Origin of the sequence: Leucobacter allii (assembly GCF_022919155.1) — a bacterium.
In the GTDB taxonomy this organism is placed as follows: Bacteria; Actinomycetota; Actinomycetes; order Actinomycetales; family Microbacteriaceae; genus Leucobacter; species Leucobacter allii.
This window is the reverse complement of the sequence record NZ_CP095045.1, coordinates 2,130,959-2,145,219: the sequence shown is the minus strand read 5'-3', so window position 1 is coordinate 2,145,219 and position 14,261 is coordinate 2,130,959. Positions and strand designations below refer to the sequence as shown.

Sequence of the window (14,261 nt, the reverse complement as noted above, 5' to 3'; positions counted from 1 at the left end):
GCCGCGCCCCCTTCGGTGCCGCGGCGCCGTGTCGCCGGGCGCGCGTCAGGCCGGGGGCTCGAGACCGAGGGCCGCAAGGGCGCCGCGGACGGTCGCCTGCGCCTCGCCGACGTCGATCTGCCCCGTCAGCCACCGGCCCGAGAGCCCCTCGACGAGCGCGGTGAGCGCGAGCGCGGCGGCGTCGGCGTCCGCGGCGGATCGGCCGGCCTCGACGATGAGCCGGCGCACCGAGTCCTGCCATTCCAAGGTGGACTTCGCGAGCGCCCCCGCCTGCGCCGGCGCGAAGACGGCCGCGGCGCGCAACTCGTTCCACAGCGTCGATCCCGCGCGGATCCGCGCGTCATCGCCGAATTCCGAGCACAGCAGCGCCGCGAGCCGTGCACGGGCGTCGCTCGCCTCCGGCACTCGAGCGGCGCGTTCGGCCGCGCCGGCGTTCACGTGGTCGAGGGCGGCCTGCAGCAGCCCGTCCCGATCGCCGAAGTGGTAGGCGAGGAGCCCGATCGAGACCCCCGCCTCGCGCGCGACCCGCTGCATCCGGAAGCGGCTCAGGCCGTCCCCGGCGATGACGCGCTCGCACGCGGCGAGAATGCGCTCCCGCGTGTCCTCGGCCATGTCGTCCTCTCGTGCCGGTGCCCGCCCGGTCCCTCGGCTTGACAGCGGGGCCGGAAGAACTGAAACTAATTTCAGGATACGACGCGCGTATCGGATTCGGCAATGCCGACGGAGACGGGATCGAGGAGTGCCATGGATGATCACAGCGGATCTGAGTCCGCAGCGACGGCGGGCTTCGCGCTGCACGAGGCGAGCATCGGGGAGGTGCTCGCGGCCCTGCGCGGCGGCACGATCACGAGCACCTGGCTGACGGAGCGCTATCTCGCTCGGATCGCGCGCTACGACGCGGGCGAGGGCGGCCTCCACGCCGTCGTGGTGCCGAATCCCGACGCGCTCGCCGAGGCCGCGGAGTCCGACCGCCGCTGGGCCGCGGGCGAGGCCCGCCCGCTCGAGGGGGTGCCCTTCACCGTCAAGGACTCCTACATGGTGCGCGGGCTCACGGTCGCCTCCGGCTCCCCGGCCTTCGCGGAGCTCGTCGCGCAGTGGGACGCGTTCTCGGTGGCCCGTCTCCGGGAGGCCGGCGCGGTGCTCCTCGGCAAGACGAACATGCCCCCGATGGCCGACGGCGGGATGCAGCGCGGCGTCTACGGCAGGGCCGAGAGCCCCTACAACAGGGACTTCCTCGCCGCCGCCTACGCCTCCGGCTCCTCGAACGGCTCGGGGGTCTCGACGGCCGCGAACCTCGCGATGTTCGGCATGGGGGAGGAGACGGTCTCCTCCGGGCGCAGCCCGGCCTCGAACAACGGGCTCTGCGCGTACACGCCGAGCTGGGGGATCCTCTCGATCCGCGGCAACTGGCCGCTGTTCCCCGCGAGGGATGTCGTCGTGCCGCACACCCGCTCCATGCCCGACATGCTCCGGCTCCTGGACGTGCTCGTGCAGGACGACCCCGTGACCCGCGGAGACTTCTGGCGGAACCAGTCGGTCGTGCCGCTGCCGCGGCCGAGCGCGCACCGGCCGGATTCGTACCTCTCCCTGCAGGATCCCGGGGCGCTCCGCGGCAAGCGCTTCGCGGTGCCGCGGATGTACCTCGGCCAGGACCCCGCGTTCCCGATCGCGGTGCGGCCGAGCGTGCTCGCGCTGTTCGCCCGCGCCACCGCCAGGCTCGAGGCGCTCGGCGCCGAGCTCGTCGTCACCGATTTCCCCCTCATCGAGCGCTACGAGGGCGACCGGCCGGGCCAGGAGAACGTCGGTGCGCTCGGCGCGCTCCCCGAGGGCTGGATGGACACCGAGTTCACCGACTTCCTCGCCTTCGGCTGGGACGACTTCCTCAAGGCGAACGGCGATCCCGCGATCCCCGAGCTCGCGGTCGTCGACCCCGATCGAATCTTCCCGCAGCCCCCCGGCACCCTGCCCGACCGCTACGAGGAGGTCGAGGACTACCCGAACCGCTACCGCGCCACCGTCGCCTACGCGAAGCGCGGCATCCCCGACCCGCGCGATCGGGGCGACTTCGCCGACGGCCTGCGGGCGCTCGTGCGCCTGCGCGAGGAACTCTTCGAGGACTGGCTCGCCGCCGAGGGCTTCGACGGCGTCGTCTTCCCCGCGAACGCCGACGTGGCGCGCGAGGACGCGGAGCGCGAGCTCGAGGCCGCCGATCACGCGTGGTCGAACGGCGTGTTCTTCTCGAACGGCAACTACGCGATCCGCCATCTCGGCATCCCGACGGTGACGGTGGCGATGGGGCTCATGGAGGACATCGGCATGCCCGTCGGCCTCACCTTCGCCGGCGCCGCATACCGCGACCCGGAGCTGCTCGGCTACGCCGCGGCGTTCGAGGCCGGCGACGGCGGCAGCCTCCGCGTGCCGCCCGCCTCGACGCCCGAGCTCCCGGGCGATCGCGCGGCCTGAGGCCGCAGCGGATCGCGGGACTGAGCCGCGATCCGCTCAGGCCCCCGGAGCGCTCCCGCGATCCGGCTCAGGCCCCGGGCGCGTCCTCGCCGACCGCGCCGGGGAGCGTGATGGGCTCCGTCACGGGCTCGAAGCGGTCGATGCTCTGCGAGAGGCGCCGCAGCAGCACGGTGAGCCGATCCCGCTCCGAGCGCGGGAGCCCCCGAGCATGCGCTCCTCGGCGTCGCTGAGCCGCGTCATCGCCGCGTCGACGAGCGTCAGCCCGTTCGCCGTGAGTTCGACGAGCACCCCCCGGCCGTCGTTGGGATCGGTGAGCCGGCGGACCAGACCGCGCTCGGCCATGCGGTCGATGCGATTGGTCATGGTGCCGCTCGAGACGAGCGTCTGCTGCACGAGCACCTTGGGGCTCTGCATGAAGGGCTCGCCGCTGCGGCGGAGCACCGCGAGCACGTCGAACTCCCACGCCGTGAGCCCGGAGCGCTCGAAGGCGTGGGAACGGGCGCGATCGAGGTGCTTGCTCACCCGCCAGAGCCGCGAGAAGATCGCGAGCGGCGCCAGGTCGAGATCCGGGCGTGCACGGCTCCAATCGGCGACGATCTGGTCGACCTCGTCCTCCTGCTTCATCCCTCCATTATCGCGCGGGATCGCCTCCGCGTGGTACGGCGCTCCTCCCGGATCTGGCAAACTGGTACGCGTGCCGGTGAACGGCGCGGTCCGCCTTGGTGTAATGGCAGCACGACAGCCTTTGGAGCTGTGAAGTCTAGGTTCGAATCCTAGGGGCGGAGCTGCTGCGCGGGGGAATCGCCGCACAGCAGCTCCGCCTGCGCCCGCCGGCGCAGAGGGTCCGAGAAAGGCAGAAGACATGTCAGAACGCGCTCTCGCGGTGGTCATCCTCGCGGCGGGCCAGGGCACCCGCATGAAGTCGGCCCTGCCGAAGGTGCTGCACCCGATCGGCGGGCGCTCGCTCATCGCCCACGTGCTCGACACGGCGGCCGCGCTGTCGCCCGAGCGGGTGCTCGCGGTCGTGCGGCACGATCGCGACCGGGTCGCCGCCGCCATCCTCGACCACGCCCCCGACACGGTGATCGTCGACCAGGACGCGGTGCCGGGCACGGGTCGCGCCGTCGAGCAGGCGCTGCAGGCGCTGCCCGAGAGCTTCGCGGGCTCCGTCGTGGTGCTCTCGGGCGACGTCCCGCTCATCGACGCCCCGACCCTCGACCGCCTCGTCAAGGGCCACGTCGAGGGGCGCCGCGCGATGACCCTGCTCTCGGCCACCTTCGAGAACCCGACGGGTCTCGGCCGGATCCTGCGCGACGCCGGCGGATCCGTCACGGGCATCGTCGAGGAGAAGGACGCCGACGAGTCCCAGCGCCGGATCACCGAGATCAACGGCGGCATCTACGTCTTCGCGCGCCGCTCCCTCGAGGAGGCCCTCGCCGGGATCGGCACGGACAACGCCCAGGGCGAGAAGTACCTCACCGATGCGGCGTCGCGGATCCTCGCGGCGGGCGGCGGCGTCGAGGCCGTCGCGACCGACGACCCCTGGCTCATCGCGGGGGTGAACGACCGCGCGCAGCTGGCCCAGGCCGGCCGCGAGCTCAACGCCCGCATCGTGCGCGCCCACCAGCGCGCCGGCGTGACCATCCAGGATCCCGCGACGACGTGGATCGACGCCGACGTCTCGATCGCCGCGGATGCGGAGATCCTCCCCGGCACCTTCCTGCAGGGCGCGACCTCGATTGGGGCGGACGCCGTCGTCGGCCCGGATACGACGCTCGTGGACTGCGAGGTCGGCGAGGGTGCGCGGATCCGGCGCAGCGAGGCCACCCTCGCCGTGATCGCCGCCGGCGCGGTCGTCGGTCCCTTCGCCTACATCCGCCCGGGCACCGAACTCGGCGAGGGCGGCAAGATCGGCGCCTTCGTGGAGGCGAAGAACGCGAAGATCGGCGAGGGCAGCAAGGTGCCGCACCTCAGCTACGTCGGCGACGCGACGATCGGCCGCGACAGCAACATCGGCGCAGGCACCATCTTCGCCAACTACGACGGCGTGGCCAAGCACACGACCGTCGTCGGCGACGGCGTGCGCGTCGGCTCGAAGAACGTGCTGATCGCGCCCGTTACGATTGAGGACGGCACGTACACGGCCGCGGGCACGGTCGTGCGGAAGGATGTCCCCTCGGGATCGCTGGCGCTGAACGTGGCGCCCCAGCGGAACCTCGAGGGGTGGGTCGCGGAGCATCGCCCCGGGACCAGCACTGCGGAAGCCGCAGAGCGAGCGAAGTCGGCGCAGGACGGCGGGGAATGAACCAGATGGGAATCGAACGGTAATGAGCACGATCGAGATGGCCGGGCAGAAGAAGCTCGTCCTCATTACGGGCAGGGCGTACCCGGAGCTCGCCGAGTCGGTGGCGGCGGAGCTGGGGGCCGAACTCGTGCCCACCGATGCCCGCACCTTCGCCAACGGCGAGCTGTACGCGCGATTCGACGAGAGCGTGCGCGGCTCAGACGCGTTCGTGATCCAGTCGCACACCAACCCGATCAACGAGTGGCTCATGGAGCAGCTCATCATGGTGGACGCGCTTAAGCGCGCCTCGGCGAAGCGGATCACCGTCGTCGCCCCGTTCTACCCGTACTCCCGCCAGGACAAGAAGGGCCGCGGCCGCGAGCCGATCTCGGCCCGGCTCGTCGCGGACCTCTTCAAGACCGCGGGTGCCGACCGCATCATGTCGGTCGACCTGCACGCGCCGCAGATCCAGGGCTTCTTCGACGGCCCCCTCGACCACCTCTTCGCGATGCCCGTGCTCCTCGAGCACTTCGAGACCCACCTGAACCGCGACGATCTGACCGTCGTCTCGCCCGATATGGGCCGGGTCCGGGTCGCCGACGTGTGGAGCGACCGCCTGGGCGCCCCGCTCGCGATCATCCACAAGCGCCGCGACCCCTCGGTCGCGAACCAGGCCTCCGTGCACGGCATCGTCGGCGACGTGAAGGACCGCTGGTGCCTGATGGTGGACGACATGATCGACACGGGCGGGACGATCACGAAGGCCGCCGGCGCGCTCAAGGAGGCCGGTGCGCGCGGCGTCACGATCGCCGCGACCCACGCGATCTTCTCGGGCAAGGCGACCGAGTACCTCTCGCAGGACTTCATCGACCAGGTCGTGGTCACCGACACGCTCCCGGTGCCCGAGGAGAAGCGCTTCGAGAAGCTCACGGTGCTCTCGATCGCCCCGCTCCTCGCGAAGGCCATCCACGAGGTGTTCGAGGACGGCTCCGTGACCTCGATGTTCGAAGGCGCCGCCTAGCCGGGATCCGCGCTCCCGGCCGGATCCCCGTCCGAACCGCAGTCCGGCTCGAGCCCCGGTCGCGCTTCCTTCGCGTCCCCGCTCGCGTCTGAGTCGCGTCCCCTTGCCTCCCACGCGTCCTCTCGCCTCCCACGCGTCCTCGCGCCCCCCACGCGTCCTCTCGCCTCCCACGCGTCCTCGCGCCTCCCACGCATCCCCTCTCCGCCAACGCGTCCCCTTCGCACGTCAGGAGTTGTGACTCAACGTGGCGAAAAGTCGCAACGACTGACGTGCGAAGGGGGAGGTCGGGGCGGGGGTCGGCGAAGGAGGCGGGGCGGCGAGCGTGCGGGATCGTGCTCGGCTCAGACCACGCGCTCGCCGGAGCGCCAGACGGCCGCGGTGAGGGGCACCCCCGGGCGGTAGGCGAGATGCGTCGTCGCGGGCGCCGCGAGGAGGTGCAGATCGGCCCGCGCGCCGGGTGCGACGACGCCGACGCGCGGCTGCGGCACCCCCGCGGGATCCGTCCAGCCGTCGACGTGCGCGCCGAGCGCGATCGCGCCGCCGAGCGTGGCCGCGCGCACCGCCTCGGCGACGCTCAGGCCCATCTGCAGCACGGCGGTGGCGACGCAGAAGGCCATCGCGCTGGTGTACGAGGTGCCCGGGTTGCAGTTGGAGGCGATCGCGACGATCGCGCCCGCGTCGAGCAGCCGCCGCGCCGGGGCGAGCGGCATCCGCGTCGAGAGATCGCAGGCCGGGAGCACGGTGGCGACTGTGCCGCTGCCGGAGGCGAGCGCGCCCGCATCGGCGGCGAGCGCGCGTGAGGACAGCCCCGACCAGGAGCCCGCGAGCGCCTCGACGTCGGCATCGTCGAGGAATCCGACGTGGTCGACGCTGCGGGCGGCATGCTCGACCGCGAGGCGCACGCCCGGGCCCGGACCGAGCTGGTTGCCGTGGACGCGCGTCGCGAGGCTGCGTTCGGCGGCCGCCGCGAGAACGCGTCGCGTCGCATCGGCGTCGAACGCGCCCGTCTCGCAGAAGACGTCCACGGAGTTCACGTGCGGGGCGACGGCGGCGAGCATGTCTCCCGTGACGAGCGCGAGGTAGGCCTCGGGGTCGGCGCCCTCGGGCACGAGATGCGCGCCGAGAAAGGTCACCGCATCGACGTGACGGCCGGCGATGCGCGCGGAGCGCAGCTCGTCGGCGACCGTGAGCCCGTAGCCCGTCTTCGTCTCGAGGGTGGTCGTGCCGCCGCGCCTGGCCTCGCCCACGAGCCGGACGAGATTGTCTTCGAGTGCCGCGTCGCTCGCCGCCCGCGTCGCGGCGACGGTCGCGGCGATGCCGCCCGCCGTGTAGGCCTCGCCGGCCATGCGCGCTTCGAACTCCGCCGTGCGGTCGCCGGCGAAGACGAGATGGGTGTGCGAGTCGACCCACCCGGGGAGGAGCGCGCGGCCGTCCGCATCGCAGCGCTCGTCGGCGTCGGGCGCCTGCGCGCTCGGACCGAGCCAGGCGATCCGCCCGTCCTCGACCACGACCGCGGCATCGTGCAGCCGACCGCCGACGCCCGTGCCGAGCTCGGGGACGTTGGTCGTCAGTTCGCCGATGCGGTCGATGAGGAGCGCGGGCATCGTGCTACCCCTCCGCGCCGGCGTCGCGGATCACGGGCGCCATCGGCACGCGGACCCCGCGCTCCGCGGCGACCTCGACGGCGCGCCTGTACCCGGCGTCGACGTGGCGGATCACCCCCATGCCCGGATCGTTGGTGAGGAGGCGCGCGAGCTTCTCCGCGGCGAGCGGGGTGCCGTCGGCCACCGAGACCTGGCCCGCGTGCAGCGAGCGTCCGATGCCGACGCCGCCGCCGTGGTGCAGCGACACCCAGGTGGCGCCGGAGGAGGCGGCGGTGAGCGCGTTGAGCAGCGGCCAGTCTCCGATCGCGTCCGAGCCGTCGGCCATCGCCTCCGTCTCGCGGTACGGAGAGGCGACCGAACCCGAGTCGAGGTGGTCGCGGCCGATCACGATGGGCGCGGACAGCCGTCCCTCGGCGACGAGCTCGTTGAAGCGGAGCGCGGCCCGCGCGCGCTCGCCGTAGCCGAGCCAGCAGATGCGGGCGGGCAGGCCCTCGAACTCGACGCGCTCCTGGGCCGCGCGGATCCAGCGGCGCAGGTGGGCGTTCTCAGGGAAGAGCTCGAGGATCGCTTCGTCGGTGACGCGGATGTCCTCGGGGTCGCCGGAGAGCGCCGCCCAGCGGAACGGCCCGAGGCCCTCGCAGAAGAGGGGCCGGATGTAGGCGGGGACGAAGCCGGGGAAGTCGAATGCGCGGTCGTAGCCGCCCTGGCGGGCCTCGTCGCGGATCGAGTTGCCGTAGTCGAAGACCTCAGCCCCGGCGTCCTGGAACTCCACCATCGCCCGCACCTGCGCGGCCATCGAGGCGCGCGCGTCTCGGGTGAACCCCTCGGGATCGGCCGCGGCGCGCTCGCGCCAGTCGTCGACGGCGTATCCGGTCGGGAGGTACGCGAGCGGATCGTGCGCGCTCGTCTGATCGGTGACGACGTCGATCGCGATCTCGCCGGCGCGATGACGGCGCAGGAGCTCGGGGAACGCCTCGGCCGCGTTGCCGACAAGGCCGATCGACCACGCGCGCCGTTCGGCCTTCGCGCGTCGCGCCTTCGCGACGGCCTCGTCGAGATCCGTGACGACCTCGTCGAGGTAGCGCTTCCCGGCGCGGCGGCGCAGGCGCGTCTCGTCGACGTCGACGATGAGGCAGACGCCGCCGTTGAGCGTGACCGCGAGCGGCTGCGCGCCGCCCATGCCGCCGCAGCCGCCGGTGAGCGTGAGCGTGCCGGCCAGTGCGGCCTCGTCGTCCGCGGCCGTCTCCGTCGTTCCGGACGCCGCGGCATCGGTGGTGATGGCGTCCGCCGCATCCCCCGAGATCCCGGCCGCGCGCGTCGATTCCGCGAGCTTCCGGGCGACCGCTGCGAAGGTCTCGAAGGTGCCCTGGAGGATGCCCTGCGTCCCGATGTAGATCCACGAGCCCGCGGTCATCTGACCGTACATCGTGAGCCCCTCGGCCTCGAGACGGCGGAACTCCGGCCAGGTGGCCCAGTCCCCGACGAGGTTCGAGTTCGCGATGAGCACGCGCGGCGCCCAGACATGGGTGCGGAAGACGCCCACGGGCTTGCCCGACTGGACGAGCAGCGTCTCGTCGTCCTCCAGATCCCTGAGGGTGTCGACGATCGCGTCGAAGGCCTCCCAGCTGCGTGCGGCGCGGCCCGTGCCGCCGTAGACGACGAGGTCGTCGGGGTGCTCGGCGACCTCGGGATCGAGGTTGTTCATGAGCATGCGCAGCGGGGCCTCCGTCTGCCAGCTCTTCGCCGAGAGCGCGGTGCCGCGCGGAGCGCGGACGGGGCGGGCGCCGGGGAGGGCCATGGCGGATCCTTTCGGTCGAGCGACGCGGCGGGCGCCGCGCGTTGGATCCATCACACCGCGCCGCGGTCCGCGCGACAACGTCGCTCATTCCCGTGCTGTCCGGGATCCCGGACTGATGGGCGCGCAGTACGCGCGTCGCACCGTTCGTGTGGCGCTTCATCGTGCGATGTATCAGTCGTGCGGCGTGTGACCGTGGGGTGCGTGACCGTGCGGCGCGTGACCGTGCGACGCGTGACCGTGGGGGAGGCGGAGCAGCGAGCACGGCACCGGGGCGTCCGTGAGCGATGCGGCTTCGGTCGGGCCGGATGCGTCGATCCGGCCCGACCGAAGCCGCATCTCCGACCGAGGCGACGTGCGGCGTCAGAGGCGGCAGCAGCGCCCTCGTCGTGCGCAGCGCTCGCGTCGCCAGCGCTCGCGCCGCTCGCACCGTCCGCGCCGCCCGCACCGTCCGCGCCGCCCGCACCGTCCGCGCCGCCCGCAGCGATCGCGCCGTCCGCAGGGTCTGCGACCGAACGCCCGCCGCGGCGCGTTACGCTTCGCCCGGCACGTCGACGAGTACCGTGCCGTAGGCGCCGGGCTCGGTGCCGTGTCCGATCCGGCGGTACGTCTCCGGCCGGGAGGAGCGGAGCACGAGCGCCCACACGATCCCGATCACCGCGGCGGCGATGATCATGCCGGGGAGCACGAAGGTCGTCGCATCCGGCTGCTCCTGGCCGAGCATGAGCGGGAAGTTCTGCAGGATCATCACGAACACCCAGAGCAGCGCGAGTCCCGACACCGCGGGCGCGATCACCGTGGTCCAGACGCCGAGTCCGCGTCGGTCCCGGCGGAAGAAGCCGATCACCGCGACCGCGATCACCGCCATGAGGAGCACGAGCCCCGCCGCGCCGGTGTTCGTGAGCCAGGTGAACATCGTGAGCACGGGGTAGAGGAATGCCGAGTCGCCGAGGGCGGCCGCCCCGCCGAAGACCTCGCCGGCGAGGATGAAGCCGAGCACCACGACGAGCGCGATCACGGTCTGCGCGACGGAGCCCGCCCACGGCGCGCCTGCGCGGCTCGTGCGCGCGAACCAGGCGGGCAGCACGCCCTCACGGCCGAGCGAGTAGAAGTAGCGGGCGACGGCGTTGTGGAAGGACTGCAGCGAGGCGAAGAGGCTCGTGAGGAAGAGCAGGGTCATGATGTCGGCGAGCAGCACGCCGGCCCGGTCCGTCATGAACACGAACATGAGATCGGGGCCGAACTCCTGGGAGGCTGGCACGATCTGCGAGGGGCCGATGCCGACGGAGAAGGCCCAGGCGCTGAAGGCGTAGAACACGCCGATGATCGCGACCGCCGCGTAGGTGGCCCGGGGCACCGTGCGCTTGGGATCCTTGGCCTCCTCGCCGTAGATCGCGGCGCCCTCGAAGCCCATGAAGGCGGCGACGCCGAAGACGAGGATGAGGCCGAGCGCCGGGCCGAAGAGCGCGGACGGGGCGAGGGTCGCCGTCGAGACGCCCTCGGGCGCCACCGTGAGCGAGATGATGTCGAAGACGATCACGACGAGGAACTCGAGCCCGACGAGGACGCCGAGCACCTTCGCCGAGAGGTCGACGCGGTTGACGCCGAGAACGCCGACGATGACGATGCACAGCAGGATCCACGCCCACCACGGCGATGCGAAGCCGAACTTCGCCTCGAGGAACATGGAGAGCTGGAAGCCGAAGAGTCCGTAGATGCCCACCTGCATCGCGTTGTAGGAGACGAGCGCGACGAGGGAGGCCCCGACGCCGAGCGGCCGGCCGATGCCCTGGGCGATGTACGCGTAGAACGCGCCGGCGTTCGTGATGAAGCGGCCCATCGCCGTGTAGCCGACCGCGAAGACGGTGAGGATCACGGCAATGAGGAGGAAGCCGAGCGGCACCCCGAGGGACTCCGTCACGGCGAAGGACGTGGTGACGCCGCCCGCCACGACCGTGAGGGGCGCGGAGGCGGCGATGATCATGAGGGTGATGGCGGGCACGCCGAGCGTGCGCCTGCTGAGGCCGGGATCGTGCGGTGCCGCCTGCGCGGCGGGATCCTGCGCGGTGGGAGTGCTCATCGTCGTTCCTCTCGTGACCGGCGGCGATGCCGGATGCGCCGTCCTCGGCGAAGGCGCGGATTGCCACGAGTCTAAAATCCGCGGGGTGCGCGGGGAAGCTCCGGGCTGTGCAGCGCGCGCACGGGGCATGACCCTGCGCGCAGGGCTATCCATACGGATAGTCGCACGGTGTCGAACGCGGTGTCGAACGCGGTGTCGATCACGATGCAGTCGGCCGCGACGCCCCGATGCGACCGCCCCGCCGGTGCAACGGAAACCCTGCGACGGAAACCGCTGCAACGCCGACGGGGCGGCCGGGGGATCCCCGGCCGCCCCGTCGGGACGCGCGCGTCGGGCTACAGCGTGTTGCCGAGCTTGAAGCCCTTCTCCTCGTCGCCCTCGCGGGTGTAGGAGAAGCCGTCGGCGCCGATGGTCACGGCCATCTCGGAGTCGTCCGTGCGCGCGACGACGGGCTGGGGGTTGCCGTCGAGGTCGAGCACGAGCGAGCCGTCGGTGTACCACGAGGGCACGACCGGGTTGCCCCACCAGTCGCGGCGCTGGTTGTCGTGCACGTCCCAGGTGACGACCGGGTTGTCGGGGTCGCCCGTGTAGTAGTCCTGGGTGTAGACCTCGACGCGGTGGCCGTCCGGATCCCGCAGGTAGAGGTAGAAGGCGTTCGAGACGCCGTGGCGGCCCGGCCCCCGCTCGATCGCATCGGAGCGCCGGAGCGAGCCGAGCTTGTCGCAGATGGCGAGGATGTTGTGCTTCTCATGGGTCGCGAAGCACACGTGGTGCATGCGCGGTCCGTCGCCGCCGGTCATGGCGGTGTCGTGCACCGTCGGCTTGCGCCGCATCCACGCCGCGTAGACCGTGCCCTCGTTGTCCTGGATGTCCTCGGTGACGCGGAAGCCCAGGTTCTGCATGAAGCCGACGGCGCGCGGCACGTCGGGGGTGATCTGGTTGAAGTGGTCGAGGCGCACGAGCTCGCCGGGGATGTGCAGGTCGTAGCGCCACGACATCCGCTCGGTGTGCTCGGTCTGGTAGAAGAACTCGTAGGGGAAGCCGAGCGGATCGACGACGCGCACCGAGTCCCCGATGCCCGTGACGAATCCGTCGGGGTTGCGGCGCACCTCGCAGCCGAGCTCCTCGTAGAAGGTTACCGCCCGGTCGAGGTCCTCGGGCGTGCGCACGCGGTAGGAGAACGCCGCGACCGCCGCGACGGGGCCCTTGCGCAGCACGAGGTTGTGGTGGATGAACTCCTCGGTGGAGCGGAGGTAGATCGCCTCGTCGTCCTCCGTGGTGACGTAGAGCCCGAGCACGTCGACGTAGAACTCGCGCGAGGCGGCGAGGTCGGTGACGATGAGCTCCATGTACGCGCAGCGCAGGATGTCCGGCGCGGGCGAGGTCGCCGTCGGGATGGGATTGTCCGAGTGGATCGGGGCCTCCTGAGTGACCCAGAACCCCGCGGACTGCTTGTCTTCTTCGTTGAGTTTCGCCATGATCATGCTTCCTGGAAGGTGGATGGGGTCACTTGCCGCCCGCGCCGAAGCGGGGGGAGTGCGCCTCGTTGAGGGTGATCTGGATCGACTGCGCCGTGGTGTAGAAGTCGACCGAGCGGTACCCGCCCTCGCGGCCGAGGCCCGAGGCCTTCACGCCGCCGAAGGGGGTGCGCAGGTCGCGGACGTTGTTCGAGTTCAGCCACACCATGCCCGACTCGATGCCGTGCGCGAAGTTGTGGGCGCGCTTGAGGTTCGAGGTCCAGACGTACGCGGCGAGGCCGTACTTCGTGTCGTTCGCGAGGGCGAGCGCCTCCTCGTCCGTGTCGAAGGGAGTGATGGCGACGACCGGGCCGAAGATCTCCTCCTGGAAGATGCGCGCATCGGGCGCGACGTCGGCGAACACGGTCGGGGCGACGTAGTTGCCCTCGGGGAAGCCCTCGGGGCGGCCGCCGCCGGCGACGAGGCGCCCCTCGGACTTGCCGATCTCGACGTAGCTCATGACCTTCTCGAAGTGGCTCGGGTGCACGAGCGCGCCGACCTCGGTCGCGGGGTCGGAGGGCAGGCCGATCACGATGTTCTTCGCGCGCTCGGCGTAGCGGGCGACGAAGTCGTCGTAGATGGAGCGCTCGACGAGGACGCGGCTGCCGGCGGTGCAGCGCTCGCCGTTCAGGCTGAAGACGCTGAACACGGTGGCGTCGAGCGCCTCCTCGAGATCCGCGTCGGCGAAGACGACGGACGGGCTCTTGCCGCCGAGCTCGAGGGAGAGGCCCTTGAGGAACGGCGCGGCGTTGGTCGAGATCATCGCGCCGGTCGAGCTGTCGCCGGTGAAGGAGATGAGCGGCACATCGGGGTGCTTCACGAGCGCATCGCCCGCGACGCCGCCCGAGCCCAGAATGAGGTTGAAGACCCCGTCGGGCACGCCGGCCTCGCGGAAGATCTCGGGCCACAGCGCCGCCGAGAGCGGGGTGTAGCTGGCGGGCTTCAGCACGACCGTGTTGCCGGTCGCGAGGGCCGGGGCGAGCTTCCACGACTCCTGCATGAAGGGCACGTTCCAGGGCGTGATGAGGCCGGCGACGCCCTTCGGCTTGCGGTTCACGTAGTTGATCTGGCGGCCGGGCACCTTCGTGACGTTGTCGTGCTCGGCGACGATGAGGTCGGCGAAGAAGCGGAAGTTCTCGGCGGCGCGGCGCGCCTGGCCCTTCGCCTGCGTGATGGGGAGGCCGGAGTCCCAGCTCTCGATGAGGGCCAGCTGCTCGTCGCGCGACTCGACGATGTCGGCGACCCGGTGGAGGATCCGCGAGCGCTCGCGGGGCAGCATCTGGGGCCACGGGCCGTCGTCGAACGCGCGCTTGGCGGCGGCGACGGCGAGATCGACGTCGGCACGGCCCGCGGCGGCCGCGGTGATGTAGACCTCGTTGGACACGGGCTCGGAGACGTCGAACGTCGCGCCGTCCTGGGCGTCGACGAACGCGCCGTCGATGAAGAGCTGGATCTTGTCGGGGAGCCCGGCGGGCTTCTGGTGGGTCATGGTGTCGC

At 71.8% G+C, this 14,261-nt stretch carries 9 protein-coding genes, 1 tRNA gene and 1 pseudogene; 4 read left to right on the top strand and 7 right to left on the bottom strand.

The window, feature by feature from the left end:
- Positions 1–45: 45 nt before the first annotated feature.
- Positions 46–612 carry a TetR/AcrR family transcriptional regulator gene (locus MUN78_RS09900; protein WP_244726149.1) on the bottom strand — a complete coding sequence of 189 codons (567 nt, stop codon included), beginning with the start codon at positions 610–612 and terminating at the stop codon, positions 46–48.
- Positions 613–744: 132 nt separating this feature from the next.
- Here MUN78_RS09900 and MUN78_RS09895 point away from each other — a divergent pair, with 132 nt between their 5' ends.
- Positions 745–2,463 carry an amidase gene (locus tag MUN78_RS09895; protein WP_244726147.1) on the top strand — a complete coding sequence of 573 codons (1,719 nt, stop codon included), beginning with the start codon at positions 745–747 and terminating at the stop codon, positions 2,461–2,463.
- Positions 2,464–2,530: 67 nt separating this feature from the next.
- Here the strand turns inward: MUN78_RS09895 and MUN78_RS09890 are convergent.
- Positions 2,531–3,087: pseudogene (locus MUN78_RS09890) on the bottom strand (MarR family winged helix-turn-helix transcriptional regulator).
- An 89-nt stretch (positions 3,088–3,176) separates the two neighbouring features.
- On the opposite strand from MUN78_RS09890, the gene MUN78_RS09885 reads away from it, so the two are divergent.
- From MUN78_RS09885 to MUN78_RS09875, 3 genes are all read left to right on the top strand, one after another.
- Positions 3,177–3,248: transfer RNA gene (locus MUN78_RS09885), tRNA-Gln, on the top strand.
- Positions 3,249–3,325: 77 nt separating this feature from the next.
- Complete coding sequence (gene glmU, locus MUN78_RS09880) at positions 3,326–4,768, top strand: bifunctional UDP-N-acetylglucosamine diphosphorylase/glucosamine-1-phosphate N-acetyltransferase GlmU (RefSeq protein ID WP_244726145.1); 1,443 nt, start codon at positions 3,326–3,328, stop codon at positions 4,766–4,768.
- A 22-nt stretch (positions 4,769–4,790) separates the two neighbouring features.
- Positions 4,791–5,768, top strand: coding sequence for a ribose-phosphate diphosphokinase (locus MUN78_RS09875; RefSeq protein ID WP_244689573.1), 978 nt, complete (start codon positions 4,791–4,793; stop codon positions 5,766–5,768).
- 341 nt (positions 5,769–6,109) lie between these two features.
- Here MUN78_RS09875 and MUN78_RS09870 read toward each other — a convergent pair whose 3' ends face one another.
- The 5 genes from MUN78_RS09870 to MUN78_RS09850 all read right to left on the bottom strand — a co-directional run bounded on the left by MUN78_RS09870 (position 6,110) and on the right by MUN78_RS09850 (position 14,253).
- Positions 6,110–7,372 (bottom strand): amidohydrolase family protein, encoded by a 1,263-nt coding sequence (locus MUN78_RS09870; protein ID WP_244726143.1) that lies wholly within the window; start codon positions 7,370–7,372, stop codon positions 6,110–6,112.
- Positions 7,373–7,376: 4 nt separating this feature from the next.
- Positions 7,377–9,170 (bottom strand): urocanate hydratase, encoded by a 1,794-nt coding sequence (hutU, locus tag MUN78_RS09865; protein ID WP_244726141.1) that lies wholly within the window; start codon positions 9,168–9,170, stop codon positions 7,377–7,379.
- Between the two features lie 529 nt (positions 9,171–9,699).
- Positions 9,700–11,247, bottom strand: coding sequence for an APC family permease (locus MUN78_RS09860; RefSeq protein ID WP_244726139.1), 1,548 nt, complete (start codon positions 11,245–11,247; stop codon positions 9,700–9,702).
- Positions 11,248–11,582: 335 nt separating this feature from the next.
- Positions 11,583–12,725 (bottom strand): 3,4-dihydroxyphenylacetate 2,3-dioxygenase, encoded by a 1,143-nt coding sequence (gene hpaD, locus MUN78_RS09855; RefSeq protein ID WP_244726137.1) that lies wholly within the window; start codon positions 12,723–12,725, stop codon positions 11,583–11,585.
- A gap of 28 nt (positions 12,726–12,753) precedes the next feature.
- Complete coding sequence (locus tag MUN78_RS09850; RefSeq protein ID WP_244726135.1) at positions 12,754–14,253, bottom strand: aldehyde dehydrogenase; 1,500 nt, start codon at positions 14,251–14,253, stop codon at positions 12,754–12,756.
- Positions 14,254–14,261: the final 8 nt, after the last annotated feature.